Origin of the sequence: Janthinobacterium sp. 61, from assembly GCF_002846335.1 — a bacterium.
GTDB lineage: Bacteria > Pseudomonadota > Gammaproteobacteria > Burkholderiales > Burkholderiaceae_D > Janthinobacterium.
The window spans coordinates 1,020,523-1,044,812 of record NZ_PJMQ01000001.1; the positions used below are offsets into that span (position 1 = coordinate 1,020,523).

The 24,290-nt window shown below is 59.0% G+C and carries 32 protein-coding genes; 27 read left to right on the forward strand and 5 right to left on the reverse strand.

The window, feature by feature from the left end:
- Nucleotides 1-8 precede the first annotated feature (8 nt).
- Nucleotides 9-632 carry a hypothetical protein gene (locus CLU92_RS04790; RefSeq protein WP_101480947.1) on the reverse strand — a complete coding sequence of 208 codons (624 nt, stop codon included), beginning with the start codon at nucleotides 630-632 and terminating at the stop codon, nucleotides 9-11.
- Between the two features lie 29 nt (nucleotides 633-661).
- Here CLU92_RS04790 and CLU92_RS04795 point away from each other — a divergent pair, with 29 nt between their 5' ends.
- Both CLU92_RS04795 and CLU92_RS28115 read left to right on the forward strand, forming a co-directional pair.
- Nucleotides 662-1,654 (forward strand): phosphoadenosine phosphosulfate reductase family protein, encoded by a 993-nt coding sequence (locus tag CLU92_RS04795; RefSeq protein WP_101480948.1) that lies wholly within the window; start codon nucleotides 662-664, stop codon nucleotides 1,652-1,654.
- Nucleotides 1,651-1,779 carry a hypothetical protein gene (locus CLU92_RS28115; protein WP_257560977.1) on the forward strand — a complete coding sequence of 43 codons (129 nt, stop codon included), beginning with the start codon at nucleotides 1,651-1,653 and terminating at the stop codon, nucleotides 1,777-1,779. Before CLU92_RS04795 ends, CLU92_RS28115 begins: the two co-directional genes overlap by 4 nt.
- Nucleotides 1,780-1,790: 11 nt before the next feature.
- On the opposite strand, the gene CLU92_RS27685 is transcribed toward CLU92_RS28115, so the two are convergent.
- Nucleotides 1,791-2,021, reverse strand: a complete 231-nt coding sequence (locus CLU92_RS27685; RefSeq protein WP_180338429.1) for a hypothetical protein — start codon at nucleotides 2,019-2,021, stop codon at nucleotides 1,791-1,793.
- A 44-nt stretch (nucleotides 2,022-2,065) separates the two neighbouring features.
- Between CLU92_RS27685 and CLU92_RS04800 the strand changes: the two genes are divergently transcribed.
- The 6 genes from CLU92_RS04800 to CLU92_RS04825 are packed head-to-tail and all read left to right on the forward strand — an operon-like array spanning nucleotide 2,066 to nucleotide 7,686.
- Nucleotides 2,066-2,608: a Ref family recombination enhancement nuclease gene (locus CLU92_RS04800; RefSeq protein ID WP_218973445.1), complete on the forward strand. Its 543-nt coding sequence runs from the start codon at nucleotides 2,066-2,068 to the stop codon at nucleotides 2,606-2,608.
- Nucleotides 2,605-5,232 (forward strand): DNA methyltransferase, encoded by a 2,628-nt coding sequence (locus tag CLU92_RS04805; protein ID WP_101480949.1) that lies wholly within the window; start codon nucleotides 2,605-2,607, stop codon nucleotides 5,230-5,232. The genes CLU92_RS04800 and CLU92_RS04805 overlap by 4 nt, the downstream gene beginning before the upstream one ends.
- Entirely contained in the window at nucleotides 5,229-5,633 is a 405-nt protein-coding gene (locus CLU92_RS04810; protein ID WP_101480950.1) for a hypothetical protein, read from the forward strand. Before CLU92_RS04805 ends, CLU92_RS04810 begins: the two co-directional genes overlap by 4 nt.
- The gene (locus tag CLU92_RS04815) at nucleotides 5,633-6,505 is read left to right on the forward strand and encodes a hypothetical protein (protein ID WP_101480951.1); all 873 of its coding nucleotides are present in this window, start codon (nucleotides 5,633-5,635) and stop codon (nucleotides 6,503-6,505) included. Before CLU92_RS04810 ends, CLU92_RS04815 begins: the two co-directional genes overlap by 1 nt.
- The gene (locus CLU92_RS04820) at nucleotides 6,502-7,317 is read left to right on the forward strand and encodes a hypothetical protein (protein ID WP_101480952.1); all 816 of its coding nucleotides are present in this window, start codon (nucleotides 6,502-6,504) and stop codon (nucleotides 7,315-7,317) included. Before CLU92_RS04815 ends, CLU92_RS04820 begins: the two co-directional genes overlap by 4 nt.
- Before the next feature lie 36 nt (nucleotides 7,318-7,353).
- Nucleotides 7,354-7,686, forward strand: coding sequence for a hypothetical protein (locus CLU92_RS04825; RefSeq protein ID WP_101480953.1), 333 nt, complete (start codon nucleotides 7,354-7,356; stop codon nucleotides 7,684-7,686).
- A gap of 104 nt (nucleotides 7,687-7,790) precedes the next feature.
- Here the strand turns inward: CLU92_RS04825 and CLU92_RS04830 are convergent, their stop codons facing one another.
- Nucleotides 7,791-8,624 (reverse strand): helix-turn-helix domain-containing protein, encoded by an 834-nt coding sequence (locus CLU92_RS04830; RefSeq protein ID WP_101480954.1) that lies wholly within the window; start codon nucleotides 8,622-8,624, stop codon nucleotides 7,791-7,793.
- Nucleotides 8,625-9,090: 466 nt separating this feature from the next.
- On the opposite strand from CLU92_RS04830, the gene CLU92_RS27365 reads away from it, so the two are divergent.
- Complete coding sequence (locus CLU92_RS27365; RefSeq protein WP_143452533.1) at nucleotides 9,091-9,303, forward strand: hypothetical protein; 213 nt, start codon at nucleotides 9,091-9,093, stop codon at nucleotides 9,301-9,303.
- A 24-nt stretch (nucleotides 9,304-9,327) separates the two neighbouring features.
- Here CLU92_RS27365 and CLU92_RS27690 read toward each other — a convergent pair whose 3' ends face one another.
- A complete protein-coding gene (locus tag CLU92_RS27690) occupies nucleotides 9,328-9,501 on the reverse strand; it encodes a hypothetical protein (protein WP_180338430.1) in 174 nt (57 codons plus the stop codon).
- A 196-nt stretch (nucleotides 9,502-9,697) separates the two neighbouring features.
- Here CLU92_RS27690 and CLU92_RS04835 point away from each other — a divergent pair, with 196 nt between their 5' ends.
- The gene (locus tag CLU92_RS04835) at nucleotides 9,698-10,240 is read left to right on the forward strand and encodes a hypothetical protein (RefSeq protein ID WP_101480955.1); all 543 of its coding nucleotides are present in this window, start codon (nucleotides 9,698-9,700) and stop codon (nucleotides 10,238-10,240) included.
- Between the two features lie 257 nt (nucleotides 10,241-10,497).
- On the forward strand, nucleotides 10,498-10,665 hold the full coding sequence (locus CLU92_RS27695) for a hypothetical protein (protein WP_180338431.1): 168 nt from the start codon (nucleotides 10,498-10,500) through the stop codon (nucleotides 10,663-10,665).
- 504 nt (nucleotides 10,666-11,169) lie between these two features.
- On the opposite strand, the gene CLU92_RS04840 is transcribed toward CLU92_RS27695, so the two are convergent.
- The gene (locus CLU92_RS04840) at nucleotides 11,170-11,643 is read right to left on the reverse strand and encodes a hypothetical protein (protein ID WP_101480956.1); all 474 of its coding nucleotides are present in this window, start codon (nucleotides 11,641-11,643) and stop codon (nucleotides 11,170-11,172) included.
- Between the two features lie 552 nt (nucleotides 11,644-12,195).
- Between CLU92_RS04840 and CLU92_RS28120 the strand changes: the two genes are divergently transcribed.
- The 16 genes from CLU92_RS28120 (at nucleotide 12,196) to CLU92_RS04920 (ending at nucleotide 24,264) form a co-directional block, all read left to right on the forward strand.
- A complete protein-coding gene (locus CLU92_RS28120; RefSeq protein WP_257560978.1) occupies nucleotides 12,196-12,621 on the forward strand; it encodes a hypothetical protein in 426 nt (141 codons plus the stop codon).
- A gap of 95 nt (nucleotides 12,622-12,716) precedes the next feature.
- On the forward strand, nucleotides 12,717-13,358 hold the full coding sequence (locus CLU92_RS04850; protein ID WP_373917427.1) for a putative metallopeptidase: 642 nt from the start codon (nucleotides 12,717-12,719) through the stop codon (nucleotides 13,356-13,358).
- Between the two features lie 30 nt (nucleotides 13,359-13,388).
- Complete coding sequence (locus CLU92_RS04855; protein ID WP_101480957.1) at nucleotides 13,389-13,850, forward strand: DUF2280 domain-containing protein; 462 nt, start codon at nucleotides 13,389-13,391, stop codon at nucleotides 13,848-13,850.
- A complete protein-coding gene (locus tag CLU92_RS04860; RefSeq protein ID WP_101480958.1) occupies nucleotides 13,831-15,117 on the forward strand; it encodes a terminase large subunit domain-containing protein in 1,287 nt (428 codons plus the stop codon). Before CLU92_RS04855 ends, CLU92_RS04860 begins: the two co-directional genes overlap by 20 nt.
- A 14-nt stretch (nucleotides 15,118-15,131) precedes the next feature.
- Nucleotides 15,132-16,496: a DUF4055 domain-containing protein gene (locus CLU92_RS04865; RefSeq protein ID WP_101480959.1), complete on the forward strand. Its 1,365-nt coding sequence runs from the start codon at nucleotides 15,132-15,134 to the stop codon at nucleotides 16,494-16,496.
- Complete coding sequence (locus tag CLU92_RS04870; protein WP_101480960.1) at nucleotides 16,497-17,717, forward strand: hypothetical protein; 1,221 nt, start codon at nucleotides 16,497-16,499, stop codon at nucleotides 17,715-17,717. It begins immediately after the preceding gene.
- 273 nt (nucleotides 17,718-17,990) lie between these two features.
- Nucleotides 17,991-18,335, forward strand: coding sequence for a DUF1413 domain-containing protein (locus CLU92_RS04875; RefSeq protein WP_101480961.1), 345 nt, complete (start codon nucleotides 17,991-17,993; stop codon nucleotides 18,333-18,335).
- Nucleotides 18,336-18,464: 129 nt separating this feature from the next.
- Entirely contained in the window at nucleotides 18,465-19,244 is a 780-nt protein-coding gene (locus CLU92_RS04880; protein WP_101480962.1) for a DUF6651 domain-containing protein, read from the forward strand.
- A gap of 3 nt (nucleotides 19,245-19,247) precedes the next feature.
- Nucleotides 19,248-20,240 (forward strand): major capsid protein, encoded by a 993-nt coding sequence (locus CLU92_RS04885; RefSeq protein ID WP_101480963.1) that lies wholly within the window; start codon nucleotides 19,248-19,250, stop codon nucleotides 20,238-20,240.
- A 64-nt stretch (nucleotides 20,241-20,304) separates the two neighbouring features.
- The gene (locus CLU92_RS04890) at nucleotides 20,305-20,772 is read left to right on the forward strand and encodes a hypothetical protein (RefSeq protein ID WP_101480964.1); all 468 of its coding nucleotides are present in this window, start codon (nucleotides 20,305-20,307) and stop codon (nucleotides 20,770-20,772) included.
- Between the two features lie 65 nt (nucleotides 20,773-20,837).
- On the forward strand, nucleotides 20,838-21,353 hold the full coding sequence (locus tag CLU92_RS04895) for a DnaT-like ssDNA-binding protein (protein WP_101480965.1): 516 nt from the start codon (nucleotides 20,838-20,840) through the stop codon (nucleotides 21,351-21,353).
- Nucleotides 21,350-21,721, forward strand: a complete 372-nt coding sequence (locus CLU92_RS04900; protein ID WP_101480966.1) for a hypothetical protein — start codon at nucleotides 21,350-21,352, stop codon at nucleotides 21,719-21,721. Before CLU92_RS04895 ends, CLU92_RS04900 begins: the two co-directional genes overlap by 4 nt.
- A gap of 3 nt (nucleotides 21,722-21,724) precedes the next feature.
- Nucleotides 21,725-22,099: a hypothetical protein gene (locus tag CLU92_RS04905; RefSeq protein WP_101480967.1), complete on the forward strand. Its 375-nt coding sequence runs from the start codon at nucleotides 21,725-21,727 to the stop codon at nucleotides 22,097-22,099.
- Nucleotides 22,099-22,596 carry a hypothetical protein gene (locus CLU92_RS04910; RefSeq protein ID WP_101480968.1) on the forward strand — a complete coding sequence of 166 codons (498 nt, stop codon included), beginning with the start codon at nucleotides 22,099-22,101 and terminating at the stop codon, nucleotides 22,594-22,596. Before CLU92_RS04905 ends, CLU92_RS04910 begins: the two co-directional genes overlap by 1 nt.
- Nucleotides 22,593-22,994, forward strand: a complete 402-nt coding sequence (locus CLU92_RS04915; protein ID WP_101480969.1) for a DUF4128 domain-containing protein — start codon at nucleotides 22,593-22,595, stop codon at nucleotides 22,992-22,994. Before CLU92_RS04910 ends, CLU92_RS04915 begins: the two co-directional genes overlap by 4 nt.
- Nucleotides 22,995-23,061: 67 nt before the next feature.
- Nucleotides 23,062-24,264: a phage tail tube protein gene (locus tag CLU92_RS04920; protein WP_101480970.1), complete on the forward strand. Its 1,203-nt coding sequence runs from the start codon at nucleotides 23,062-23,064 to the stop codon at nucleotides 24,262-24,264.
- Nucleotides 24,265-24,290: the final 26 nt, after the last annotated feature.

A 24,290-nucleotide genomic window follows, 5' to 3' on the forward strand; every position in this document is an offset into this window, starting at 1 on the left:
CTAAAAAATCAGGTTACCCCTATGTCGACCAACCCAGCCATAACCGTTTCTTTAGCTTCCTTAGCCATTTTGGCGAGATCCGGGACCTCTTTCAAAATGTCTTGAGGGGTCAAGGTGCCTTGAGGTTGGCGTTGCCAGCTTTCCGCCATTCGCTCGAACATAGAGATAGCGTCAATAACCAGATGCAAACCCTGAACCAAAGTATAGGAGCCCAACTCATGTGCTGGAATCTGTTCGAGCGTCACCCTGCTGTGATTCAAAACAACCCGAGAAGTTGTGCACACCGCTCTAATGCTTATATCGTCCTGCTTCTCAGCTGCTTTCCTAGCATTGTCAATGCACATGCACAACTTCTGATAGGCCCTGTCTATTACTGCCGAAACGGCTTGAGCCCGGCGTTGCATCGTCCTTATATCAGTGTCTGCAACAAGCTTGACTGCAGCTGCACTTTGCTTGCGCATCAGGTGGAAAGATACCAATATTGCAATAATAGTCCCAATCGCCTGCACCCAATATGCGGTAACGGTCACATCCACGACGGACCAAGGAGTTGTTCGATAGCCATAGTAGCCGGTTATGCTCAAAATAATAATAAGGGTCGCCCATCTGAACCACGTCAGCCAAGTCAGCATAAATTTCCTTGTCAAAAGGCAATTTTATCATGAGCCTGATCCACTTGATTTCACTTTCGGGCGGCAAGGACAGCACGGCTACCGCCATTCTTGCCCTAGAACAGCACCGTACGGCCGCATGCCGCTTCGTCATGGCCGATACGGGCAACGAGCACGAGAGCACGCTGGAATATGCGCTGGACTACTTGCCGGCGGCCCTGGGCATCAAGGTCGACGTGGTGCGAGCCGACTTCGCTGACGAGTTCGCTACCAAACGCGCCAACTTGGCACGCATCGCAGCTGGCGAGCCGGAGTCCGCCGTTTATGGAAAACGCAAGTTCATGTACCACTGGACGGCAAAAGCCGCCCAACGTGCCCTTGAACTACTTCATCCGACTGGAAACCCGTACCTGGACCTTTGCATGGTGCGAGGTGGCTTCCCATCGCGCAAACGGCAGTTTTGCACGGAATATCTCAAAACCAAGCCCTTGACGGAGTTCGCCATGAATTTGATCGATCGTGAATGCGATGCGATCTGGTCTTGGCAGGGCGTCCGTATCGATGAAAGCCAATCACGTCGCGAGCGGCTGCAAGGTACTGGCGCATGCGTCAAGCACTTTGAGGTGGTGGGCGGCGGCCTGTTCACCTACCGGCCCATCTTGCGCTGGAACGTCGGTGACGTGTTCGAGGCCCATCGCTTGGCTGGCATCGAGCCAAATCCGCTCTACAAGCAAGGCATGTCGCGCGTCGGCTGCATGCCTTGCATCAATTGCAGTAAAGGGGAGTTGCACGAGGTGTCGCGCCGGTTCCCTGAGCACATCGCCCGAATCGCCGAATGGGAGGCTCTGGTATCGGAAGTGTGCCGGCCGCGCTCGCCCGTGTCCTTCTTTCATATGGGTACCAAGGCGCATGCCGGCCAAGCTTCAACCATCGAATCGGTGGTCGAGTGGTCGAAGACGAGCCGCGGCGGCAAACAATTTTCGCTGCTCACAGCGTTGGACGAGCCAACGGCGTGCAGCTCTGCTTACGGACTTTGCGAATGATGAAGAATATAACCAACGACAAATGGCCCGGCAAGCGCGCCTCACCGATCGCCACGACCATCATGGATACGGTCTACGCCAACGGCGCTGTACAGCCGCGCCTATTTTCGGAGGCAGAATTATGACAGCCTTGCCGTCACCGCATTATTGCATCGAGAAGTCGCTCATCCTTCGATGCCTGCGATTGAATTTTTGCACATTGGTGCTCGAGCCGAGTATTCAGCGCCCGATCTTCCGGCGAATTAAGCAATGCGACCGCCGCGTCCGAACAGTCACCCATCAATTTTTGCCGGGAAAACATAGCTTGAACCGAAATTGCCATGTAACCAGCGTAAGCAACGCAAAGTACCACACCCAATCGTTTCATAAAAATCCTTTGATAAATAAATTGTGCTTTAAGGCAATATTATCATGATGCGCCGATCACCCATGAAGTCCGGTGCATCCCCGATGAAGCGCGCGGGCTTCGCACGCGGCGAGTGGATCGAGGCGCGCGAAGTGTCGAAGCTCAAGCACACCTCGCCGGCTGCCAACACCGGCATGCTCTCCGTGCAGTCGCACCAGCGCACGGCGAAGACGCGCAAGGCCGAATTGAAATCGAAAGAGCGCACCGTCACGGCCGCCGAAAAGCTGCTGTGGTCCCGCCTGGCCGCGCTGGGCTGCGTCGCCTGCAAGAAAGACGGCAATTTCAATACGCACGTCAGCATCCATCACGTCGACGGCCGCACGAAGCCTGGCTGCCACCAGCTCGTGCTGCCACTTTGCGCAGGTCACCACCAGGACGGCACCGGCGAAGACAAAACCATGATCGCAGTTCATCCATGGAAGGCGCGCTTCGAAGCGCGCTACGGCTCGCAGGCCGAGCTGATGGATGAGTGCGCGCAGCTCTTATTTGCACAGCGGGACGCTGCAGCAGCGCCTGCCACCACACAACCTACATTGGAGCACCCATGAGCGCCTTTAGCCCGCAAGAGCAAAAACACCTGAAAGAAGCCGCGTACAGCGAATTCCTTCGTGCCAAGATCAAGTTGGCGCAGCGCAAGGGCTTCGACGTCCCGCTGGCCGACATCCATCCTGGCCTCAAACCGCACACCCGCGACATCGTGCGCTGGGCCCTGGCCGGCGGCCAGCGCGCCATCTTCGCCTCGTTCGGCCTGCACAAGACCAGCACCAACCTGGAGGTGATGCGCCAGATCGGTATCCACCGGCCAGGCCTGCGCCTGATCGTGCTGCCGCTGGGCGTGCGCCAGGAGTTCATCCGCGAGGCCGCCAAGCGCTTCACCGGCGAATACGAAGTGCAGGTGCGGTTCATCCGCACGGACGCCGAGATCGACGGCCAGGACGTCGTCTACCTGACGAACTACGAATCGGTGCGCGAGGGCAAGATCGACGTGCGCAAGTTCCGCGCCGTCGGCCTGGACGAGGCCAGCGTGCTGCGCAGCTACGGCAGCAAGACCTATCAAGAATTCCTGCCGCTGTTCGAGCAGGTCGAGTTCAAATTCGTCTACACGGCCACGCCGTCGCCGAACCGCTTCAAGGAACTGATCCACTATGCCGGCTTCCTGGGCGTGATGGACACGGGCCAGGCCCTGACGCGCTTTTTCCAGCGGGACAGCGAGAAGGCAGGCAACCTGACGCTGTATCCGCATAAGGAACAGGAATTCTGGCTGTGGGTGGGCAGCTGGGCGGTCTTCATCCAGCGCCCGAGCGACCTGGGCCATTCGGACGACGGCTACGACCTGCCGACGCTGGACGTGCGCTTTCACGAGGTGCCGAGCAACTACAGCACGGCCGGCGCCGAGAAGAATGGGCAGGGCCTGTTGATTCCTAACGTTGCCATGGGCCTGTCGGCGGCCGCAGGCGAGAAGCGCGATAGTATGGCCGCGCGCGTGGCCAAGGTGGCCGAGATCATGGCTGCGGATCCTGATGATCATTTCCTGATCTGGCACGATCTGGAGGACGAGCGCCACGCCATCCAGGCGGCCGTGCCCGGCGTTGTCAGCGTTTGGGGCACGCAGGACCTGGATCAGCGCGAGCAGCGCATCGCCGACTTCAGCGACGGCAAGATCAAGGATTTGTCGACAAAGCCGATCATCGCCGGCAGCGGCTGCAACTTCCAAGTGCACTGTCACCGTGAGATTTTCGCAGGCATTGGGTTCAAGTTTAACGATTTCATCCAAGCCATTCACCGCGTCCAGCGTTTCCAGCAGCAGCATGCGGTACGCATCGACATCATCCATACGGAGGTCGAGCGCAAGGTGCTGGCCGACCTGATGGAGAAATGGCGCCGCCACGACGAAATGCAGGCCAAGATGGGACAGATCATCCGCGCCTATGGCCTGGACCAGCTATCCATGCAGGACTCGCTGGCGCGCACCATTGGCGTCGAGCGCGCCGTGGTGGCCGGCGAGCGCTTCTTGGTAGCCAATAACGACTGCGTGCTCGAAGCCATGCAGCAGCAGGAAAACTCGGTCGGCATGATCATCACCAGCGTTCCATTCGCCAACCATTACGAATACACGCCCAGCTACAACGACTTTGGCCACACCCAGGACAACGATCACTTCTGGGCGCAGATGGATTTCCTCACGCCCGAGCTGCTGCGCATCCTGCAGCCGGGCCGCATTTACGCCTGCCACGTCAAGGACCGCATCAACTTCGGCAACGTGACCGGCGCCGGCATCCCGACGGTCAGCCCATTCCACGCCGAAGCGCTGTTCCATGGCATCAAGCACGGTTTCGACTACATGGGCATGATCACCGTCGTGACCGATGTGGTGCGCGAAAACAACCAGACCTACCGGCTGGGCTATTCCGAGGTATGCAAGGACGGCACGAAGATGGGCGTCGGCTCGCCGGAATACATCCTGCTGTTCCACAAGCCGCAGACGGACCGCAGCCGTGGCTATGCCGATACGCCCGTGATCAAGGCCAAGCCGATGTGCCTGGACGATGCCGGCGACCGGATCCCTTTTGACCGCAAGGCCGCCCCCATTCCTGGTACCGGCTACAGCGTCGCGCGCTGGCAGGTCGACGCGCATGCGTTCTGGCGCTCGAGCGGCGATCGCCTACTGGGCGCGGCCGAGCTGGCCAGCATTGGCCCGGGCAAATTGGCGAAGCTGTTCACCAGCATGTCGCTGGAGAATGTCTACAACTACGAATATCACGTCGAGGTGAGCGAGGCGCTGCTGGCCGGCAAGGCACTGCCTGCGGATTACCTCAGCCTGGCGCCTGGCAGCGCCGATCCGGCCGTGTGGCACGACATCGTGCGCATGCGCACCCTGAACGGCGAGCAGTCGGCGCGCGCGGTCGAAAAGCACGTTTGCCCGTTCCAGATCGACATCGTGGACCGCCTGATCGGCCGTTACAGCAACCCGGGCGAGGTGATCTATGACCCGTTCTGCGGCCTGGGTACCGTGCCGGTGCGTGCAATGAAGCTGGGCCGCCAGGGCCGCGGCAGCGAGCTGAACCCGGCATATTTCGCTGACCAGGTGCACTACTGCCAGGCGATGGAGCGCGAAGTCAGCATGCCCACGTTGTTCGATATGGAACTGATGGACGAGGAGAATGCAAAGTGACGCGCGCAAATTTCAGTGAATTCGTGCTGGGCGCCATGCCCGGCACCAAAGCCGAGATCGTCATCAAGTCTGGTGTAAGCCAGGCGGCCGTGCTGCGGTGGGTGCGCCTGCCGCATGCCGGGCGCAAGATTTACATCGCCAGTTGGAAGCCGCATCCGCGCGCCGGCGCCGCCATGGCCGTGTATGCCGTCGGCGACCTGCCAGACGCGCCGTGCGAGCTGCAGCACCTGTCCAAGCGCCAGATTCGCCTGCGCTTCGAGGCCAAGGCCAAGCAGGACGGCCGCTGGGACTCGATGAAGGCACGCTGGCGCAGCAAGTACTGGATCCGCAAGGCTGGCGCCGTGGGCGATCCGCTCGTGGCTGCGCTGTTCGGCGCGGCGCGCGCACAGGAGGCTCGCTGATGGGCCGCATTCGTACTGTAAAACCGGAGCTGTTTAAGCACGAGGATCTGTTCGACCTGGAAAAGGAGACTGGCCTGCCTATTCGCACGGCCTTTATGGGCCTGTTCACCTGCTGCGACAAAGAAGGGCGCTTTAAGTGGCGCCCGCGCGCGCTAAAGCTCGACATTCTGCCATACGACGAGCTCGATTTTTCACGCGTGCTTGACGCGTTGATGACGCGTGGATTTGTAGTGAAATATGAGGTCGAAGGTGAGTTTTTCGGCTTTATTCCGACATTTTCCAAGCACCAAGTCATAAATAACCGTGAATCTGACTCAGAATTGCCTGCACCGGACGAATCCTTATATATATCAATGACTTCGACGCGTGCGGCACGCGTGGATGACGCGACAGCCACGCCCCTTAAGCATGCTCAAGTGGAAGGGAAGGGAAAGGAAGGGAAAGGAAGGGAAGGGGAACAGGAAGGGAAGGAGACTCTTGTCGAGCAAACCCAGCTCGACCCCGTGACGACGATCTTCGCGTTCTGGCAAAAAGTCATGGACTCGCCCAAGTCGGTTCTGGACGACAAGCGCAAGCGGCTGATCGTTAAGGCGCTCAAGGGCTACTCGCCGGCTGATATCTGCAAAGCCATCCGTGGTTGCTCGAAGACGCCGCACAACATGGGGCAGAACGACCGGAACACGAAATACAACGGCCTGGACCTGATCCTGCGCGATGCCGACCACATCGACCGCTTCATCCGCAACGATGCTGGCCAGGCCCGCGCCAGCGCCGGCAACGAGTCGATCGAGCAGACGAATGCCCGCGTGATGCGCGAGCTGATGGGGACTGCTGCGCCAGCCGGCGACATCATCGAAATGGTGCCCGCATGAACGCCGCCGATACCCCGCGCTTCATGCAGCTGCTGGCCGAAACGCTGGCCGCCTACGGCAAGCCGCTCCCGGAGCCTGCCATGGCCCGCGCCTGGCTGGCAAACCTTGAGCCCTATCCGCTGTGCACGGTGGCGGCTGCCATGCAGGCCTACCGTGACGAGAATGGCGAATTTGCGCCGGTACCGGCTGGCATAGCCAAGCGTTGCAAGCTCATGGACGGCCGCCCAGGCGCCGAGGAAGCATGGGCAATCGCGCTGATCGGCAAGGACGAAATGGCCAGCGTGGTCTGGACGACCGAAATCGCCGAGGCTTTCCGCATTTGCCGGCCGGTGCTCGACTCCAGCGGCGCCATCAGCGCACGCAAGCCGTTTCTGGAGGCATACGAGCGCATCGTTGCCGCTGCGCGCCTGGATCGGCGTCCGGCCGAGTGGCTGGCATCCGTGGGATGGGACAAGGCGCGCCACATCGAGGTGCTGGGCAATGCGGTGAGGGCTGGGCTACTGCCGGCACCGGCCGTGGCGGGCCTGCTGCAGGGCAAGCAGGACCAGACGCCGGACGATGCCGCGCGTGCGCAACTCGCTGCGATCAAAAAAATGATTGCCGACGGCGCGGCCGCAAAGGAAGCGGCGCGCTTGGAACGTGTCGAGCAGCAGCGTCTGGCGGACGAAGAGTTCAAGCGGTCGACCGCCGAGCGTGTGCAGCTTTACCTGGCTGGCGGCACAAATGCACCCGGCCAGGCAAGCGCGAATGCCGCTCAGGATTTGCCAGAGGCACCGCCGCACTGCGCAAGGGTCATGGCTGCTACGAAGTGACGTACCCATCAGAAAAAATGGCTTAAAAGGCTTTAAATGAAAAATCAAGAAAACAAAATCGCAGCAAACAAACGCCTGGCCGAGCTGCTGGGCTGGTCCAAACTGATCGAAGTGGGTGGCGCCCTGGTCGGAACGCCGTCAGCGGGCGCCGCCGAAAGCCGTGGCCAGGCGCTGGTGCCGGACTGGATGGGCGACTGGGCTGCAGCCGGGCCGCTGCTCGCGCAGTTCGACATCCGGCTGATACCGATGTCGGCGGGCGTCGATGCCGCCGGCTTCCTGGAGTGGTACCGGTTCTATCCGGACAAGGATGCGGCGGCGCGCGCCGCAATCGTCAAGGCGGCCACGCATCACCTGGAGCGTGCTCGATAGCGGACTTCAGTATGGCTCTTGGTCACCTGGGCTGTTCGAACCTCGTTATATATGAGAGGTTCCATTTACGCGCGGGCAATAGCTGTGCACCGAAATTGGCAAGTTTATCTGTGAAAAATAGTCCTTGTTGATTGCGGCGTGTGAATGTGCCTGATATTGAATTCAGAAGGTGTTTCGTTGGCCGGTATATCTAGGTCATTGTCGTTTGCTAGTGCCTTGATCGCTTCGTAGTTGCAGATGCGAATATTTTTACCCTCGATGGTAATCCAGCCATTCTTCTTGAATTTTGACATCAGACGGCTGATGCTTTCCATGGTTAGCCCCACGTAACTACCTATTAGCTCGCGAGACATGAGCAATTGGAACTGTATGTTGGAGAATCCTCTTTCCTCATAACGCAGCGACAGATCAAGTAGGAAAGTAGCTAAGCGTTGTTCCGCTCTGGCACTCATCATCCGTTTTTTATCTCTTTCGCGAGTAATTTCCTTGCTAAGTATCCTATGGAAGTGTTGTTGTAGATTCGGGGCTTCCGCACAAAGTTCTTGCAGCTTAAGAAAAGGTATTTCACATACGTCGCTATCTTCAAGAGCCAGCGCATTGCTATCCTGAAAGCCAGTATTAATCGCCCCCAGTCCGAGGATTTCGCCGACCATATGAAAGCCAACAACGTTTTGTTTTCCTCTAGCGTCATCCTGAAAAGTCATGAACTGACCACAGTGGATAATGTGCAGATTACTAAACGGGTCTCCAACTCGAAAGAGCATCGTGTTTCGTTCTACCGAATGACGTTTGCCAATCAATCTATCGAATTGGCTAATGAGTCGCTCATTCAAACTGCTCGGAAAACACCTACTCTTCGAACTGCACTTCGAACAAGTGGTGGATGAGGGGAAATTAATTTCCCCTGAGAAACGTAGTGTGGAGAATGTCTCATCCATAGTAATATTCCTTCCTAGAAAGTATTTCTATTGCTATGTTGTAGTGAATTTTTCATAATTCAGTATATTATTAGGGACGGTAGTTGACTGTAGTGTGTTTTTGATATTTTGTGCAGGGGAATACCTACAAATGTTTTTTTGGAGAGGATGGGGGCCATGTAAGATGGGTGCGCAGGGAGGCCAAAGGGGAAGATGAGAGCATTTACCGCAGCCAGGCAACGAATAGAATTTCTTACGAATGTGATACGTTTTCACATCAAAAATTGTGCGGCATCGATGGAATAGTCAGCTTGGACGCTGTTAATCAGCATGTGTATTGATTTAACCTGAGCGTGTAAAGCAGGTTAGCGCCGCATGCAAGTCCTACATGATAGGTGTCAAGTAGGGTGAGTCTTTGGCACTGGCTTGATCACGATCAATACCTTGATCTTCACCTGTCGTATTCTTCTGAAACAGGGAGGGTGCTATGTTTGATAACGCCACTGAAAGAACGTTACGGCTAATTTCCGCCGGAGTTCATTTGAAAAAAATTCATGGGCTGGAGTTTGCGTATCTAGTGCTTATAGATGCAGGGTTTCGTGAAGGCGTTGCTCGAGCTGCACTACAAAATGAAGAGGCTTATTTCGACACCATTATTACGAAGGCAGGCTGTCAATATTGTGAAGTCCCCCCGGAATGAGCCAATTGCTAAAGTATTTCACTATTATGGGATTCCTTGGCTATCGTTGCGTACGAGCAATAAAGTATTTTTTTCTTTAAGTGGCGGTCTGGCGACATCATCGCCGATAATATTTTCCAGCGCCAAATGACGTTCCCGAACTTTCTTATTGCCGGATATCAAAGTTACTTTACTATTGAAACGATGTGTGATTTGCATCAACAACTTTCGAGAATCTGTCCACATATCAGTTCGGCCCCGAGTGTGCGAATCCTGTGCCGTGTACTTACTGAAGGTTCTTGCTTTCTCAAAAGTGAGCAGCTTTTAGCTTGCACTGATGTTGATGCGGAGGCTTTCCACAGCCATGCTGGTGGAATTGCATGTTACGATTGTTGAATTCGGAAAGGAGTAAAGGATGGGATTTGCTGAAAGATATGTTGCGTCAATCGGATCGAGCAACCTGATGGACGATGCGCTGCACCATAAGACCGACCCACTGGTCGCTGCCGCGTTGGCAGGTGACATCGGTGCGCTGCTGTGCCGCGTGAAGTATGCCGATGGCACGCTTAACCGTATGTTCGAGGGCAGCCAGCAGAACCTGGTGCAACTGCTGCGCATCTGGACTGTCGAGGTGATCAAGCGCGGACGGTCCCGTCGTTGGGTGCCGGAAAATACAGCTTGGGATGCGGCAGCGGCGCAAGCGCTGTATCGCCGCGTGGCCGAGAAGTCGCTGGCTCATTGGCTGGACGGCAAGTGCAGGGGCTGCGGCGGCACCGGCGTCAAGGTGCTGCTGGGAAATGGCATCTGCACGAGCTGCAAGGGAACCGGAGTGGGAGCAGTATATGGCGTGGCGGGCCTCGAACTGGAGCGCGTCAAGGACATGGTCAGCGAATTGAGCTCCATTCACGACAGTCATTCTGGCCGGGCGGGTGGATTGTTACGCGGCGGAGACATGTAGTGCAGGTTTTCTTTACTCCTGTGTTTACAAACAGTATTTCTGCGGTATACTTCAATCCTCAGTTCAAGAAAATTCTTCCGGAAATCGTAATGTGCGCACCGCGCCACCGATAGCTGGAACTCGCGACAGTACCCGGACCCAGCGCCGGACCTGCTCGCCTTGAATTTGCTGCTCACCACGCACTATGGCCGTGGGAGCAAACACCTAAGCCCGCTCATGCGGGCTTTTTCTATTGCGGGCCCACTTTCGAGGCCGCCATGTCTGAAACCACACAAACACCACGCCGCTTGGCTCACGACTACCTGGCGCGCCGTACGCTGGCGCCCGAACCTTTGCCCACACGAGAAGAGGTACGCTGCGAGCTGGGCTGGGCTCTGATTGTCGCTGAGCGTCAGGCGCAGGCCGAGCGCGACGAACGAAACTGAACTGGCCGGATGCGCGCGCGATCATGCCGCCGCAGACCTGAAAAGGAGGTGCGCCATGAAGTAGCGAAGAATTCCACCATAGCGCCACGCGGCGTAATGTGAAGGCGACTTACCGCGCATTTAGCCATCGGCGCAGCGGGTAGTTTGGCACTGGCGAGGCCTTAGCGCATCAATCAGCCTACAACCACGAGCAGGATAAGCAGCACCCAGCCGACGCGCGTTGTAACCGCGGCTATTCGGCGCCGGACGCTGTAACCGGTAATCGAATGCAAATGACTGCGGATCGTAGGGGTCGCAACCCTTGGCCGCCGGCGGCAATACACGGGTCAAATTCCTTCCAGCGTTTAGCGCTGAGCGGGTCCGGCACCTCGACCATTTGCGCTTTTAAGCGAGGCGACCATGACGCAGACGACTAAGCCGACAAAGCAGCCGATCCGCGACTACATGGACGCGCAACGCGCTCCCTGGAACCGCCGCTGAAGCCTGAAATGTCTGCTGATGGTTTTAGAAAGAGGAATTGATGTGTTCGTGAATCTGAGGCTTGATGTACTCAGCCAATCGCGATGCTTGATTTCTGGTTGAATCGCCAGACGCGAATGCGAAAGCGCTTGAGTAGGAAAATGGTAGCTCTTTTATATCTGTGGCTGCTACTGAAGACCCGGCGCTGATCGCATACATACCCATAGATGAGGTGTAATTAACATGCGCGCCAAAACTTACACCGCACAATTTCACGTCAAACTGTACTCGCAGACCGTCGGTCGCCTCCTGCTTGGTGTTGGCGATTACGTATCCTTTCTTGATTAAGGCTTCGCGCGCCAAGCTGTTAATGAAGTTCTCATTGATTCCGTCGACTCTACTGTTGCAGCCGTTGACTTGGGAAATTTTGGAGCTCACGAAGACACGCATGGGACCAGCAGCGCTGGATTGCGTCGCTACAAAAGAGGCTAGGAGCGCGAGAAGGATTTTTGCTTTCATCTTTGATTCCTAAGTTGAATTTCGTTAATCGGCGCGGCCATCAGAAATTAGCGATTGTTGCCTTCTGGAAATTGTATCCGTGGTTTGAGGTTTTGGCAACTTAGACCAGTAAGGTGACTTTTTCATTTGGGGCGCAAGATGAAAGACCAACCCCTCTACGCCCGCCCGGCCAACGCCAGGCTTTTGCCGCTGCCCGCATTTGCGCCAGCGGCTTTTTATTTGAGGTTGCATATGACGCAGGTCCCCGAGTAGGTAGGGCATGAATTTACTCGCGAGGCTCCCGAGAGCGATAACTGCGACCTGCCAGCGCGCTCCAGTGGCAGAGCTTGAAGAAACGGGCGCAGTCACCGACGTAGCAATGCCCCAGAGGACTCCAGCCGCGATGCACTGCGGCGCCTGCTGGGGGCGGGCGGTGATATGCAGACAGAAATGTTCTAGCGTTGCTTTCGACGTACCAGCGAATTATGGCTCAGCACTCGCAAGGCAGTTCTCTTGCTCACGCCTTGACCGCGCAGATATTCCTCTGCAGCGGCCAAGCCGACGTCCATCACCATGCGCACGGCAGTATTAATTATTTCCTCAGCCGCCGCGTCAGGCCGAGAGCTCAATGGGGCGGTGGGTGTGCCTTTGTGGTGGGTGCGCGAGTTCATAAATTTCTTTTCGCAAAATAGAAATCGTACGTCGTTGAAATATCCAGGCGTTGATTTCGATCATGCTTCGTACAAATATTTTATGAATAAAATTCAGCACCCTTCGAACAACGGCGTTCTCGGTGCACCAGCGGGCTGGGACCAAGGCGAGTTGCCCTGCAGCGCGCTGCCAATCACCCACACGCACGTTGGTGATCTGCTGGCAGTCGTGTCGTACTGGCGCCCGAGCGTCGAGGAGCTGGCCGTGCTGGATGCTGGCGGGGCCATCGCGCTGTGGGTGCTTGGCGCGACGATGCCACCTGTCATCTTGAGTGTCGAAAGCACTTGAGACGCTACATATAGTAGGTGGCGGACGAAAGTGTCAAAAATCACCGGGCTGAGACCGCCAGAATTACTGTCAAACACTACATCTAGTAGGTCGGAATGAAGAAAAGCCACAATTCCGCAGTGCCCACGTCGGCGCGCCCGATGCCGCCGCCCGAATTCGCCGACCCGTTGAACAATCGGTACGTGTCCGCGCCCGAGGTACTCAAGTGGGCGCGCGCAACCATCCTCACCGAAGGCGGCGCGCTCTACAACGAAGACCACGCCCACCTGGAATATGCCGACGTGCAGTTCCTGTGGGCGCCAGTAGGGTTCGTGAAGGCCGGCCGCACCGTGCTGGGCCAGTGCGAAGAAGTGACGTTCCGCTGTGGACCGTGGCAGAAGGGCCGCCAGCAACAGCAGATGGCCGACTGGTTCGGCGCGGTACCAGATTTCCTCATCACCTTGGACGCCCCGTATTGCCTGACCTGCAGCGACGCCGAATTCTGCGCGCTGCTCGAGCACGAGCTTTATCACATCGCCCAGGAGATGGATGACTTCGGTGCGCCGGCCTTCAACAAGTACGGACTGCCGAAGCTGTGCATGCGCGCACATGACGTCGAAGAGTTCGTCGGCGTGGTCCGGCGCTACGGCGCCAGCGAGGACGTGCAACGGATCATTGACGCAGCAAAGACAGCGCCAGAAGTGGCGAAAATCAACATAGCGAGGGCGTGCGGAACGTGTCTGCTGAAGGCCGCGTAGGCTTTACGTTGCTTTACAGGAAACTAAAACATGGCCGCACTCAAGGACGAGGTGAAGCTGTACATCGTCAACGCGCTGGCCTGTTTCGACTCGCCGACGCAGGTTTCGATTGCAGTAAAGGAAGAATTTGGCCTCGACGTGCCGCGCCAGCAGGTGTCGCTGTATGACCCGAACACTTTCGTCGGCCGCAACCTCAGCCAGAAGTGGAGGGTGATCTTCGAAGATACCCGGGCCAAGTTTCGCGCCACGGCCGAGGAAATCCCGATCGCCAGCAAGGCGTTTCGCTTGCGTGGCCTGGGCCGCCTGGCGCAGAAGGCCGAGAACATGCGCAACTTGCCGCTGGTGGCCAGCCTCTACGAGCAGGCCGCCAAGGAAGTGGGCGACATCTACGTGAACAAGGGCAAGGCCGAGCCGACCGACCAGGCGCCCACACCTGTCGCCATCACCTTCGGCGTGAAAGACGCCAAGCGCCATGACGACAATCCAGTTTGACCTGAACGTCCCGCAATCGAGCTTCCTGCAGCTGCCGCACAAGTTCAAGGCCTACGTGGCCGGGTTCGGCTCGGGCAAAACGTTTGTGGGCTGCGCCGGAATCTGCGCCCACTTTTGGGAGTGGCCGGGCATCAACCAGGGCTACTTCGCGCCGACCTATCCGCAAATCCGCGACATCTTCTATCCCACGATGGAGGAGGTGGCCTATGCGATGGGCCTGCGCATCAAGGTGAAGCAGGGCGACCACGAAGTCGAGGTATATGAGGGCCGGCGCTGTCGCGGCACGGTCATTTGCCGCTCGATGGAGAAGCCGGAAACCATCGTCGGCTTCAAGATCGGCCACGCGCTGATCGATGAGCTGGATGTGATGCCGCTGAAAAGGGCGCAGATGGCCTGGCGCAAGATCATCGCCCGCATGCGCTACAACGTGCCGGGCTTGATGAACGGCATCGATGTGACGACGACGCCCGAGGGCTTCAAGTTCGTCTATCAGCAGTTTGTGAAGGCTATTCGGGACAAGCCAGAGCTGGCCAGCCTGTACGGCCTGATCCAGGCAAGCACGTTCGACAACGAGCTGAACCTGCCAGGCGACTACATCCCGTCGCTGATGGCCAGCTACCCGCCGGCGTTGATCGACGCCTACCTGCGCGGCAAGTTCACCAACCTGACCAGCGGCAGCGTGTATGCCGATTTCGACCGCGCGCTGAACCACACGAACGAGATCATCCTGCCCGGTGAGCCGCTGATGGTAGGCCTCGATTTCAACGTGCAGAACATGACTGCCTGCATCAACGTGGTCCGGGAAGGGCTGCCGCGCACGCTGGCCGAGCGCGTGCAAGTGAGGGATACACCGGCCATGGCCAAGCTCTTGAAGGAAGACTTCAAGGACAAAGGCCACCAGGTGAAGATTTTCCCGGATGCGTCCGGCCAGAACACCAGTAGCAAGAACGCCAGCGAGTCCGACCTGTCCATTTTGCGCCAGGCGGGCTTCCTGCTCGAGGTGAACCACTCAAACCCAGCGGTCAAGGACCGGGTCAACGCCTATAACGGGATGATCCTGAACGCCCAGGGCGAGCGCCGCTGGAAGATCAACACTGACCAGTGCCCGACCACCACCGAGGCGCTGGAGCAGCAGGTGTGGGGCGCCGACGGCCAGCCGGACAAGAAATCTGGGCATGACCACCCGAATGATGCGAACGGCTACTTCCTCGTGAAGCGCTACCCGATCGTGAAGAGCACGACGACCACTGCGCCGCTGCGCATGTAACAACAAGGATTTCCATGACCGATGTACGCACACAATCAGCCGAAGCCGCAAAGCTGAACGAGGATTGCGCGCTGATCGCCGCGCTGCTGGGCGGCACGAAGACCATGCGGGCCGCTGGCAAGAAGTATTTGCCGCAGTGGCCTGGCGAGGACGCTGGAAGCTATGATCTGCGCCTGGCCGTGGCCACGCTGTTCCCGGCCTATGCCCGCACCATCGATGTGCTCTCGGCCAAGCCATTCAGCAAGCCGGTGACGCTGGGCGAGGACGTGCCGGAACGGCTCAAGCCTTGGTTGCAAAATGTCGACCTCTCCGGCCGCGACCTGCACAGCTTCCTGTCGGAGATCACACAGGAGGCCATGGGCTACGGCTTCGCTGGCATCCTGATCGACTTCCCCAAGGCGGGCAACCTGGTCACGAAGGCCGACGAGCAGGCCGCCGGCGTGCGCCCGTACTTCGTCCAGGTGCATGTGCAGAACGTGCTGGGCTGGTTGCCGAAGAATGCGACCAGCCTTGATGGGCTGACCCAGTTGCGGCTACTGGAAAGCGTGTCCGAGCCGAATGGCGACTTTGACACCAAGGAAATCGAGCAGGTGCGCGTCCTCGGGCGCGGCACCTGGCAGACCTGGCGCCAGAGCGAGACCGGCAGCAAGAAGGAGTGGGCGTTGTACGAAGAGGGCGTCACCAGCCTGAAAATCATCCCCTTCGTGCCCGTCTATGGCAAGCGCCTGGGATACATGCAGGCCACGCCGCCACTGCTCGAGCTGGCGCACAGCAACGTCGAGCATTGGCAGAGCAAGAGCGACCAGCAGAACATCCTGCACGTCGCGCGCGTGCCGATCCTGTTTGCCAAGATGCTGGGCGAGGGCGGCATCACGGTCGGCGCCGGCAGCGCGGTCAAGTCCGAATCGCCAGAAGGTGACCTGAAATTTGTGGAGCACGGCGGCAAGGCCATCGAAGCCGGCCGTCTGTCCATCCTCGATCTGGAAGACCGGATGCGCCAGGCTGGCGCCGAGCTGCTGGTGATCAAGCCAGGCAACGTGACCGAGAGCCAGACCCTGGCCGACAACGAACAGGGCGCGTGCGCATTGCAGAAGATCGCGGGCAACGTCGAGGACGCCGGTGACCAGGCGCTGCAGTTCATGGCTGAATGGGTGGGGGAGGGCGAAGGCGGTCACATCACCATTTTCAAAGACTTCGGCGCCGCATCACTCGCCGAGGCCAGTGCTGAGCTGCTGTTCAAGAGTGCCGCCGGGGGGAAAATCTCGGGCGAAACCTACTTCAACGAGCTGCAGCGCCGCGGCATCCTGTCGCCGGATCTGGACTGGGAGGCGGAGCAAGAGCGCATCCAGTCGGCTTTGCCAGACCTGATGGGAGCATAAATGGGTGCGCTCGAAGAGTGGATTGCCGAGATGTTCCTCGTGCATTCGCTGAACCTGCTGCGCTTTTCATCCGGCGCGCAAGAGAAGATCCTGCTGCTGATGGCCGCCATGTCGAAGGAATTGACGGCCAAGCTGAACGAAGGCGAGATATCGACCTACGGCAAGCAGCGCCTGGGCGCACTGCTGCGCGAGTCGAATGCCGTGATTTCGTCGCACTACACCGGCATGCAGGCGGAAATAACCCGTAACTTGGCCGGCATGGTACGCATCGAGGCCGATTACACGGCCAAAGTGCTGACGCAGGCGCTCAAGATCGAGCTGGGCGCCAAGCTGGCGCCAGCCGCATACCTCGAAAAGCTGGTCGGCGATACGCTGATCAAAGGCGCGCCGTCGGCGGACTGGTGGAAGCGCCAGGCACTTGATACACAATTCCGCTTCGCCAGCCAAGTGCGGCTCGGTGCCGCGCAGGGCGAGACAACGTCGCAGATCGTGTCGCGGGTGCTGGGCAAGAGCGCCAGGGCGGCCGATTCGCTGGTCAACAAGCCGGCATTGCCCGCCACGCCGCCAATGCCCGACTCGAAGGCGCCGCCGGCCGTGCCCGCAACGAAGCCGGGTGTGCCGCCAGCTGATCCAGCCGCCAAGCCGCCTGGCTCCGCGCCGGATCCTGTTGCGGCGGGCGAGCAGGGTATCCTGAAAACGTCAGCCGCAAATGCGCGCGCGCTGGTGCACAGTTCAGTGCAGGCCGTGTCCAACGCCGCGCGCCTGGCTAGCTTCCAGGCGAACGCGGACCTGATCGAATGCCTGGTCTGGCTGTCCACGCTGGATTCGCACACATGCCTGTTGTGCGCTATGCGCGACCTGCACGAGTATTCGCTTGACGGCCAGGAGCCAATCAACCACACGCACGAGTGGGCGGGCGGCCCTGGTGCTATCCATTTCAGCTGCCGATGCGTGCTCAGCACGCGCACGAAGTCTTTCAAGGACCTGGACATCGAACTGGATGAACCGGGCGATAGTACGCGCCCCAGTGACGGCGGGGCGGTCAGCAGCAAGATGAACTTTAAGGACTTCCTGGCCAGCAAGGATAAGGCCTGGCGGGCGGAGTACCTTGGACCAGGCCGCGCCGAGATGTACGAGGCAGGTAAGATCACGCTGAACGACCTGATGAACCTCAAGGGCCGGAAGATGACTCTGGAGGAACTTCGGGCGAAATACAAGTAGCAAATATGCGGTTAAACCTCTATTCGGCGAGTTATCAAGTAACCGTGAAGATTCCCAAGTAACTGTCAGTACACTCGCATGTATCGACTTAGTTCATTCAAGCTTGGGAACTTAGAGGTGCGAGGAAAGCTCTAATGGGTCGTACAAATAGGAACATCCCTTGTTTGTTGCATGAAATAGGAGTTGCATCACATGTGTGTTGCATGTAATATTTGGATATCGGGCGGTAGCGCTCCTTAACCAGAGGCGATTGTGAAAAATGTAAGAGTTACTTTGACTGATGCTCAATATGAGCAAGCATCAAAAGCAGCAAAAGAGGGTGGCTTTGCCGGTATTAGTTCCTATTTTGTCAGTTTTGTGGGCGGATCCGATAATGACGCTGATGTCTCTAAGATCATTGCTGAGGCTCGTGCACCCGCATTGACAATGACCTCGATCAATTCATTGTTCACGTTGAAGGCATTGTTTAATAGAGAATATTGGAATGCCTTTCCTGCAGGCGTGCGAACTAAAGCTGGAAAGCGATTTTATGCGGATGTGATTGCGGGGAAATTTCCCGGAATCGAAGCTGGACCACTTACAGGCTCCAACCATCAAACCTACCGTCGAACAAAGTAATATCCAAATTGTTAAATTTATCTCAGGCCGCCCGGGCAACCAGGCGGCTTTTTTTATGCCGCTAGCGGACGCGATGCGGTGCACGGCCGGAAGGCCCTTCACAAGGGCGGATGCCCAGAAAGCCACCATATGAAACTCAAACTCGATGTAAATGGCAATGTCGTTGTCCAGGATGGCAAGCCAGTCTACGTACATGACGACGGGAAGGAAGTCCCGTTCGATGCGGCCGCCGCCGTGCAGAAGATCCAGGGCCTGAATGGTGAGGCGAAGTCCCACCGCGAAGCAAAGGAAGCTGCTGAAGCAAAGCTGCAAGCGTTCGCTGGCATTGACGACCCTGCCGCTGCAGCGAAGGCGATCGAACTGATGAAGAACGTCGACGAAGGCAAGTTGGTCGCGGCCGGCAAGGTTGAAGAAATCAAGCTGGCAGCGAAAAAGGCAGCAGAAGAGCAGGTCGCTGCCGCCAACAAGGCCCATGCCGACGAGCTGGCCCGCACCAAGACCGAACTGGACGCCATTACCGGCAACCTGTATTCGGAAATGATCGGCGGCAGCTTCAATCGCTCGAAACTCATCGCCGACAAGTTTGCTATTCCGGTCGACCTGGTCCAGGCGCGCTTCGGCCAGGCCTTTAAGGTGGAGGCAGGCAAGGTTGTGGCCTACGACGGCGCGGGCAACAAGATCTTCTCGCGCTCGCGCCCGGGCGATTTGGCCGACTTCGATGAAGCACTCGAAACCTTGGTGGATCAATATCCCTACAAGGATCAGATCCTCAAAGGCTCGGGCGCGTCCGGCGGCGGTGCACAACATGCTGGTGGTGGCGGACAAAAACAAACTGGCAATCTCGGCGGGACGCGTGAAGAGCGCGCCGCTGCTTTTGCTGCTCAATATCCCGAATTAGCGAAAGGCTAAAAAATGTCTCTCTCCCAAATGCAAGTCTTCAATAAGTACATCATGCCAGCGACCATCGAGACGCTGGCACAGATGGTGGACAAGTTCAACGCCGCCAGCAATGGCGCCATCCGCCTCACCACCGAAGGCTTCGAAGGCGACTTCCTGCAGGAATCCTTCTTTGCGGCTATCCATTCCGCCCAGCGCCGCGTAAATCGCTACGGCGCCAACGGCGTTGCGGCTTCGACCGACCTGACCCAATTGAAGCACAATTCGGTGAAGATCGCCGGCGGCTTCGGTCCGATTCGCTTTGAACCATCGCAGATGACCTGGTTGCACAAGCCGACGGCTGAAGGCATCGAAGTTGCCTCGCGCAATTTCGCCGAAGCGATGCTGGCGGATCAGCTGAACACGGCCATCCTGGCGCTGGTAGCGGCCATCAGCAACAACGCCAACACGGTCAACGATGTGAGCGCGACGCGTGGTGTGGACTATATCGCCATGAACGAAGCCCATGGCAAGTTCGGCGACCACAGCGGCAATCTGGTGGCGCAGATCATGAACGGCACGACCTTCCACAAGCTGATCGGCGCCAACCTGGCCAATGCAACTCAGCTGTTCCAGGCCCAAAACGTGCGCGTGGTGGATGTGCTGGGCAAGCCGGTGGTGGTTACCGACGCGCCGGCGCTGTATTCGGCTGCCGTCGGCCCTGCGCCTGGTCCTGCTGCACCTGCCAAGCTGCGCGTGCTGTCCCTGGCCGAGGGTGCTGCAACCGTTACCGACGGCTCTGACATCATCAGCAACATCGAAACGACCAATGGTAATCAGCGCATTGAAACCACGATGCAGGTTGACTACACCTTCGGCCTGGGCTTGAAGGGCTACACCTGGGATGAAGCCTCGGGCGGCAAGTCGCCATCCGATGCCGCGCTGGGCACCGGCTCCAACTGGGACAAGGTCGCCACCACCGACAAGCATACGGCTGGCGTGATCACCATCGGTGACGCGACCAAGTAAGCCCGCGCCGCGCCTCTCAACGGGGCGCGGCTTCTTCCATCAAGCAAAAAAAACGGAGTTCCAAATGGAAAATGTACCGGCAAACATCTGGTATCTGCCAGGGCCGATGTTCCAATACAACGAGGACGTCAAGGCGCTCGCGCGCCAGGCTGGCCTCAAAATCATCGATGCAAACGTGGCTGTTGGCCGCGCCAATGCCGCAGAAGACGTGCCGGACGTCACGATCAAGGCCGAACTCCTTGATCAAGGCGCGGGCGAGCGCGTGCCGACCGCGGCCGAGTTGATGACTGCCCGTGCTGATCTGCTGGCTGCGCACGATGATTTGCAGCAACGCGAACGCGAGCTGGCGGCCGAGAAAGAGCGCGTTGCCAAGCAGGCGAAAGAAAATGAACTCGCTGCCGCACGCAACGCGGAGCAGGCCGCCGCCAACGAAGTCGAGGCCCAACGCCTGCGCGACGAAGCGGCCAAGCAGGCCGCAGTCACCCAGACGGCAGCCTCTGAATCGAAGCCCACCAAGGCCAAGACCACTTAAGCGCTGTCCGCCGCCGCCCCCGTCCCAAGTCGGGGCATTCATTGATCCTCCATCCGAAAGCTGTTATGCCCATCATCATCGAAACCGGCGAAGGCCTGGCCGGCGCCGAATCCTATGCCAGTGTTGCCGCGGCGGACGCGCGTTGCGCCCGCCTGGGCCTGACTGCCTGGGCGGCGCTGGCCGAAGCTGATAAAGAAATCGCCCTGCGCAAGGCCATGATCTTCATGGCCACCTACCGCACGCGCTGGGCCGGCCGTCGCGCCTATCAGCACCAGGCGCTGGACTGGCCGCGCTATGGCGTGGCCGTTGATGGCTTCGCCGTGCTCAGCACTATCGTGCCGGCGGAGGTGGTCAATGCCTGCATCGACCTAGCCGTGCGCGCAGGGCGGGGCGAGGATCTGCTGCCTGACCTCGACATCGGCTCGAACGCGATCAAGATAGACAAGACTGGCCCACTAGAAACGGAGTACTTCCAGAACGCCACGGATGCGCGCGAGCGCTTCGTGGCGGTTGATGCGCTCCTGGCACCTTACTTCGGCTCGGCTGGGGGCGGCAATTCGGTCAAGGTGATACGAGGATGAGCACCTATCCGGCAGTGAGGATCGATGGCTGTTTCGTCGCTGATAACACCTACCGCGAAGACGACAAGGTATGGATCGTCACCAACCTGATCGCGCGCGCTAAGGACTTGGTGCCATTCGACCTTCCGCTGGCCGCGATCTACAGCGGCTCGGAGGTCTGGCCGGCAGTCGGATCGGCCTACGGCATGGCGCATCACGTGCGCCGCGCGCTGGACGTCAACACCGAGTATCCGATCATTCTGTGCCAGCAGGGCTTCATCATGGACGGCTGGCATCGCGTGCTGCGTGCCCTGATCGACGGCAAGACCACGATCAAGGCCGTGCGCTTCGTGGAGACGCCGCCGTATGACTACTTGAAAGCGCCATAGGCTATGAACGACTACAGCAAAACCGCTGCGCGCGCCGACCAGTCCCTGCGCCGAAAGGGTGGCATCGTGGTGCTGCGCCAGGTAGTGACCGGCGAGTACGACCCGGACCTTGGCGCCGCGCCCAGCGCAACCACGGACTACGAAGGCACGGGCGTCAAGATCAACTATGAGGCCGAGAACATCGACGGCACGCTGATCCAAGCGGGCGACCAGCAGCTCCTGCTGTCGCCGCTGCAGCGCAACGGCGCGCCAATGCCGACGCCGAGCACGGCCGATCTGGTGCTGTTCGGCGGCGCCAGTTACACAGTGAAGGCCGTCGAAATCACGGCACCGGTCGATGTGGCCGTGCTGCACACGTTGCAACTGCGGGGGCTTTGATGGCGAACATGTCGTTCTCGATGCAGATTGCCGAGTTCATCGCCAAGACGAAGGCCAACCAGGATCTGGTGGTGCGCTCCATCACCATGAAAATCGACAACAAGCTGGTGCATCGCTCGCCGGTAGGCGACGCGAAGTACTGGAAGCACAAACCACCGCCTGGCTACACAGGAGGCCGCTTCCGCGCCAACTGGCAGCTCTCCATCGGCTCACCGTCTGCTGGCGTGCGCGACCTGATCGACAAGGACGGCAGTGCCACGATTGCCGCGCACGGTAGCGTCATCAGCGCGGCGAAGGCGGGGGACGTGATCTATCTGGTGAACAATTTGCCTTACGCGCGCCGCATCGAGGAGGGCTGGTCTCGCCAGGCTCCCGTCGGCGTGGTGATGCTGACGGTCGTGGAATTCCGCACCATTGTGGACAATGCTGTGAACGGCGTGCGCGACGGCACCACCGCAAGCGAGTTCGCCCAAGGCTATTCGAGCTATAAATTATGAGCCAACCCACAATACGAGCGGCGCTGGAGGCGGCCTTGGCCAGCCTCGCGCCAGCCATCGACACCGCTTGGCAGAACGTGCCTTACACGCCAGTCACCGGCCGACCGTATCAAGCGGCCTATTTGCTGCCGGCGGAACCGGACAATCATTCCTTGGGCGACGGCTCGCGCCAGGAGCGTGGCATCTTCCAGGTCAGCCTGATGTATCCGCAAGGGCAGGGCACTGCCGCCGCCGGCGCCCGCGCTGAAATGATCGCGGGACTCTTCAAGCGCGGCGCAAGCTTCACGAAGGGCGATGTGACCGTGCAGATTGAGCGCACGCCCCTAATCGCCGACGGCCGCGAAGACGGCGACCGCTGGATGGTCCCGGTAAAGATCCGGTATTTCTGCAACCTGTAACTCGCATCACTCCCCACAGATCGCCTCGGCGGTCTTTTTTTTCGACCAAAGAAAGGCAATCTATACCATGACCACAGCAAACGGCATCGACAGTCTGCTCGTTATCGCCAAACAGCCGGCAGAAGGCACGAAGGCGCTGGCCGCCGCTGGCCGCCTCTATCCGCGCGTGACCGCGACGTTCGACACGGACGCCGACAAGTACTCGAGCAACGAGATCGACCCAAGCCAGCAACAAGGCGACACGCGCCTGGGTAACTTCCGTACGTCGGGCGTCATCAAGGGCGAGGCCTCGTGCGGCACCTATGCAGTGCTGCTGGCCGCGCTGCTGCGCCGCGACTTCACTGCCGGCGGCGTCACCGCGGCGCAAAATACCATCGCATCGGGCGCAACGGGCCTGACGCGTAGCGCTGGATCCTGGCTGGCCGACGGCCACCGCGCCGGTACCGTCGTGCGCATCGGCGGCTTCTTGACCACGGGCGCTGCCAACAATGGCAAGAATTTCTTCGTCACGTCGGTCACCGCCTTGAAGCTGACGGGCCAGTTCATGGACGGCAGCGCCATGACGGTGAAGGTCGAAGGCGACCCGGTGACTGTGACTGCAACCGGCAAACGCAGCTTCACGCCGCTGACTGGGCACACCACGGACTGGTTCACCGCCGAAGTGCAGGATCCGGGCATCGCCGTCAATCGCTGCTTCATCGACCAACTGGTGAGCAAGGTGGATATCGCCGTGCAGCCGAACGGCATCACAAGCATGGACTTCACCCTGATGGGCAAATCGGAAGGCCCGACCACACCGGCCGCCTACTTCAACGCGCCTGCCGCCACGCTTGCTACCGGCAAGTTCTCCGGCGCCACCGCAATGCTGTCGGTCGCCGGCATCCCGTCCCAAATCTGCACGGGCATGTCGCTGTCGCTGGATGGCCAGGTCAAGATCGATCCGGTGATCGGCTCAAAGTTCGCCGCGGCCGCCTCGCGCGGCAAGGTGCTGGGCAGCGGCCAGTTCACGGTGCTGATGCAGGATTCGGCCTATATCGACTACTTCAAGCAGGAAGTCGAGCTGCCGCTGGCCTACGCCATGGCAGCCAGCACTGCGCCGCTGGCCGAAGTGATGACCATCGCCATGGGCCGCATCAAGATCACCTCGGCCAAGGTCGATGATGGCGAGAAAAACAAGATCGTCACCTGCGCCTTCGACATCCTGCGCTACCAAGGCGCCGATGCGCAGCACGAGGCCACCACCGTGGCGTTCCAGGACACCAGTTTGTAACCATCCCGCCCGGCCCCCGTGCCGGG

Excerpts from the sequence above, each read along its gene's own strand:
- CLU92_RS04790 (WP_101480947.1), bottom strand. The coding sequence starts at position 632 with ATGCTGACTTGGCTGACGTGGTTCAGATGGGCGACCCTTATTATTATT.
- CLU92_RS04795 (WP_101480948.1), top strand. The coding sequence starts at position 662 with ATGAGCCTGATCCACTTGATTTCACTTTCGGGCGGCAAGGACAGCACG.
- CLU92_RS28115 (WP_257560977.1), top strand. The coding sequence starts at position 1,651 with ATGATGAAGAATATAACCAACGACAAATGGCCCGGCAAGCGCGCCTCA.
- CLU92_RS27685 (WP_180338429.1), bottom strand. The coding sequence starts at position 2,021 with ATGAAACGATTGGGTGTGGTACTTTGCGTTGCTTACGCTGGTTACATG.
- CLU92_RS04800 (WP_218973445.1), top strand. The coding sequence starts at position 2,066 with ATGATGCGCCGATCACCCATGAAGTCCGGTGCATCCCCGATGAAGCGC.
- CLU92_RS04805 (WP_101480949.1), top strand. The coding sequence starts at position 2,605 with ATGAGCGCCTTTAGCCCGCAAGAGCAAAAACACCTGAAAGAAGCCGCG.
- CLU92_RS04815 (WP_101480951.1), top strand. The coding sequence starts at position 5,633 with ATGGGCCGCATTCGTACTGTAAAACCGGAGCTGTTTAAGCACGAGGAT.
- CLU92_RS04820 (WP_101480952.1), top strand. The coding sequence starts at position 6,502 with ATGAACGCCGCCGATACCCCGCGCTTCATGCAGCTGCTGGCCGAAACG.
- CLU92_RS04825 (WP_101480953.1), top strand. The coding sequence starts at position 7,354 with ATGAAAAATCAAGAAAACAAAATCGCAGCAAACAAACGCCTGGCCGAG.
- CLU92_RS04830 (WP_101480954.1), bottom strand. The coding sequence starts at position 8,624 with ATGGATGAGACATTCTCCACACTACGTTTCTCAGGGGAAATTAATTTC.
- CLU92_RS27365 (WP_143452533.1), top strand. The coding sequence starts at position 9,091 with ATGTTTGATAACGCCACTGAAAGAACGTTACGGCTAATTTCCGCCGGA.
- CLU92_RS27690 (WP_180338430.1), bottom strand. The coding sequence starts at position 9,501 with ATGCAAATCACACATCGTTTCAATAGTAAAGTAACTTTGATATCCGGC.
- CLU92_RS04835 (WP_101480955.1), top strand. The coding sequence starts at position 9,698 with ATGGGATTTGCTGAAAGATATGTTGCGTCAATCGGATCGAGCAACCTG.
- CLU92_RS27695 (WP_180338431.1), top strand. The coding sequence starts at position 10,498 with ATGTCTGAAACCACACAAACACCACGCCGCTTGGCTCACGACTACCTG.
- CLU92_RS04840 (WP_101480956.1), bottom strand. The coding sequence starts at position 11,643 with ATGAAAGCAAAAATCCTTCTCGCGCTCCTAGCCTCTTTTGTAGCGACG.
- CLU92_RS28120 (WP_257560978.1), top strand. The coding sequence starts at position 12,196 with ATGCGCACGGCAGTATTAATTATTTCCTCAGCCGCCGCGTCAGGCCGA.
- CLU92_RS04850 (WP_373917427.1), top strand. The coding sequence starts at position 12,717 with ATGAAGAAAAGCCACAATTCCGCAGTGCCCACGTCGGCGCGCCCGATG.
- CLU92_RS04855 (WP_101480957.1), top strand. The coding sequence starts at position 13,389 with ATGGCCGCACTCAAGGACGAGGTGAAGCTGTACATCGTCAACGCGCTG.
- CLU92_RS04860 (WP_101480958.1), top strand. The coding sequence starts at position 13,831 with ATGACGACAATCCAGTTTGACCTGAACGTCCCGCAATCGAGCTTCCTG.
- CLU92_RS04865 (WP_101480959.1), top strand. The coding sequence starts at position 15,132 with ATGACCGATGTACGCACACAATCAGCCGAAGCCGCAAAGCTGAACGAG.
- CLU92_RS04870 (WP_101480960.1), top strand. The coding sequence starts at position 16,497 with ATGGGTGCGCTCGAAGAGTGGATTGCCGAGATGTTCCTCGTGCATTCG.
- CLU92_RS04880 (WP_101480962.1), top strand. The coding sequence starts at position 18,465 with ATGAAACTCAAACTCGATGTAAATGGCAATGTCGTTGTCCAGGATGGC.
- CLU92_RS04885 (WP_101480963.1), top strand. The coding sequence starts at position 19,248 with ATGTCTCTCTCCCAAATGCAAGTCTTCAATAAGTACATCATGCCAGCG.
- CLU92_RS04890 (WP_101480964.1), top strand. The coding sequence starts at position 20,305 with ATGGAAAATGTACCGGCAAACATCTGGTATCTGCCAGGGCCGATGTTC.
- CLU92_RS04895 (WP_101480965.1), top strand. The coding sequence starts at position 20,838 with ATGCCCATCATCATCGAAACCGGCGAAGGCCTGGCCGGCGCCGAATCC.
- CLU92_RS04900 (WP_101480966.1), top strand. The coding sequence starts at position 21,350 with ATGAGCACCTATCCGGCAGTGAGGATCGATGGCTGTTTCGTCGCTGAT.
- CLU92_RS04905 (WP_101480967.1), top strand. The coding sequence starts at position 21,725 with ATGAACGACTACAGCAAAACCGCTGCGCGCGCCGACCAGTCCCTGCGC.
- CLU92_RS04910 (WP_101480968.1), top strand. The coding sequence starts at position 22,099 with ATGGCGAACATGTCGTTCTCGATGCAGATTGCCGAGTTCATCGCCAAG.
- CLU92_RS04915 (WP_101480969.1), top strand. The coding sequence starts at position 22,593 with ATGAGCCAACCCACAATACGAGCGGCGCTGGAGGCGGCCTTGGCCAGC.
- CLU92_RS04920 (WP_101480970.1), top strand. The coding sequence starts at position 23,062 with ATGACCACAGCAAACGGCATCGACAGTCTGCTCGTTATCGCCAAACAG.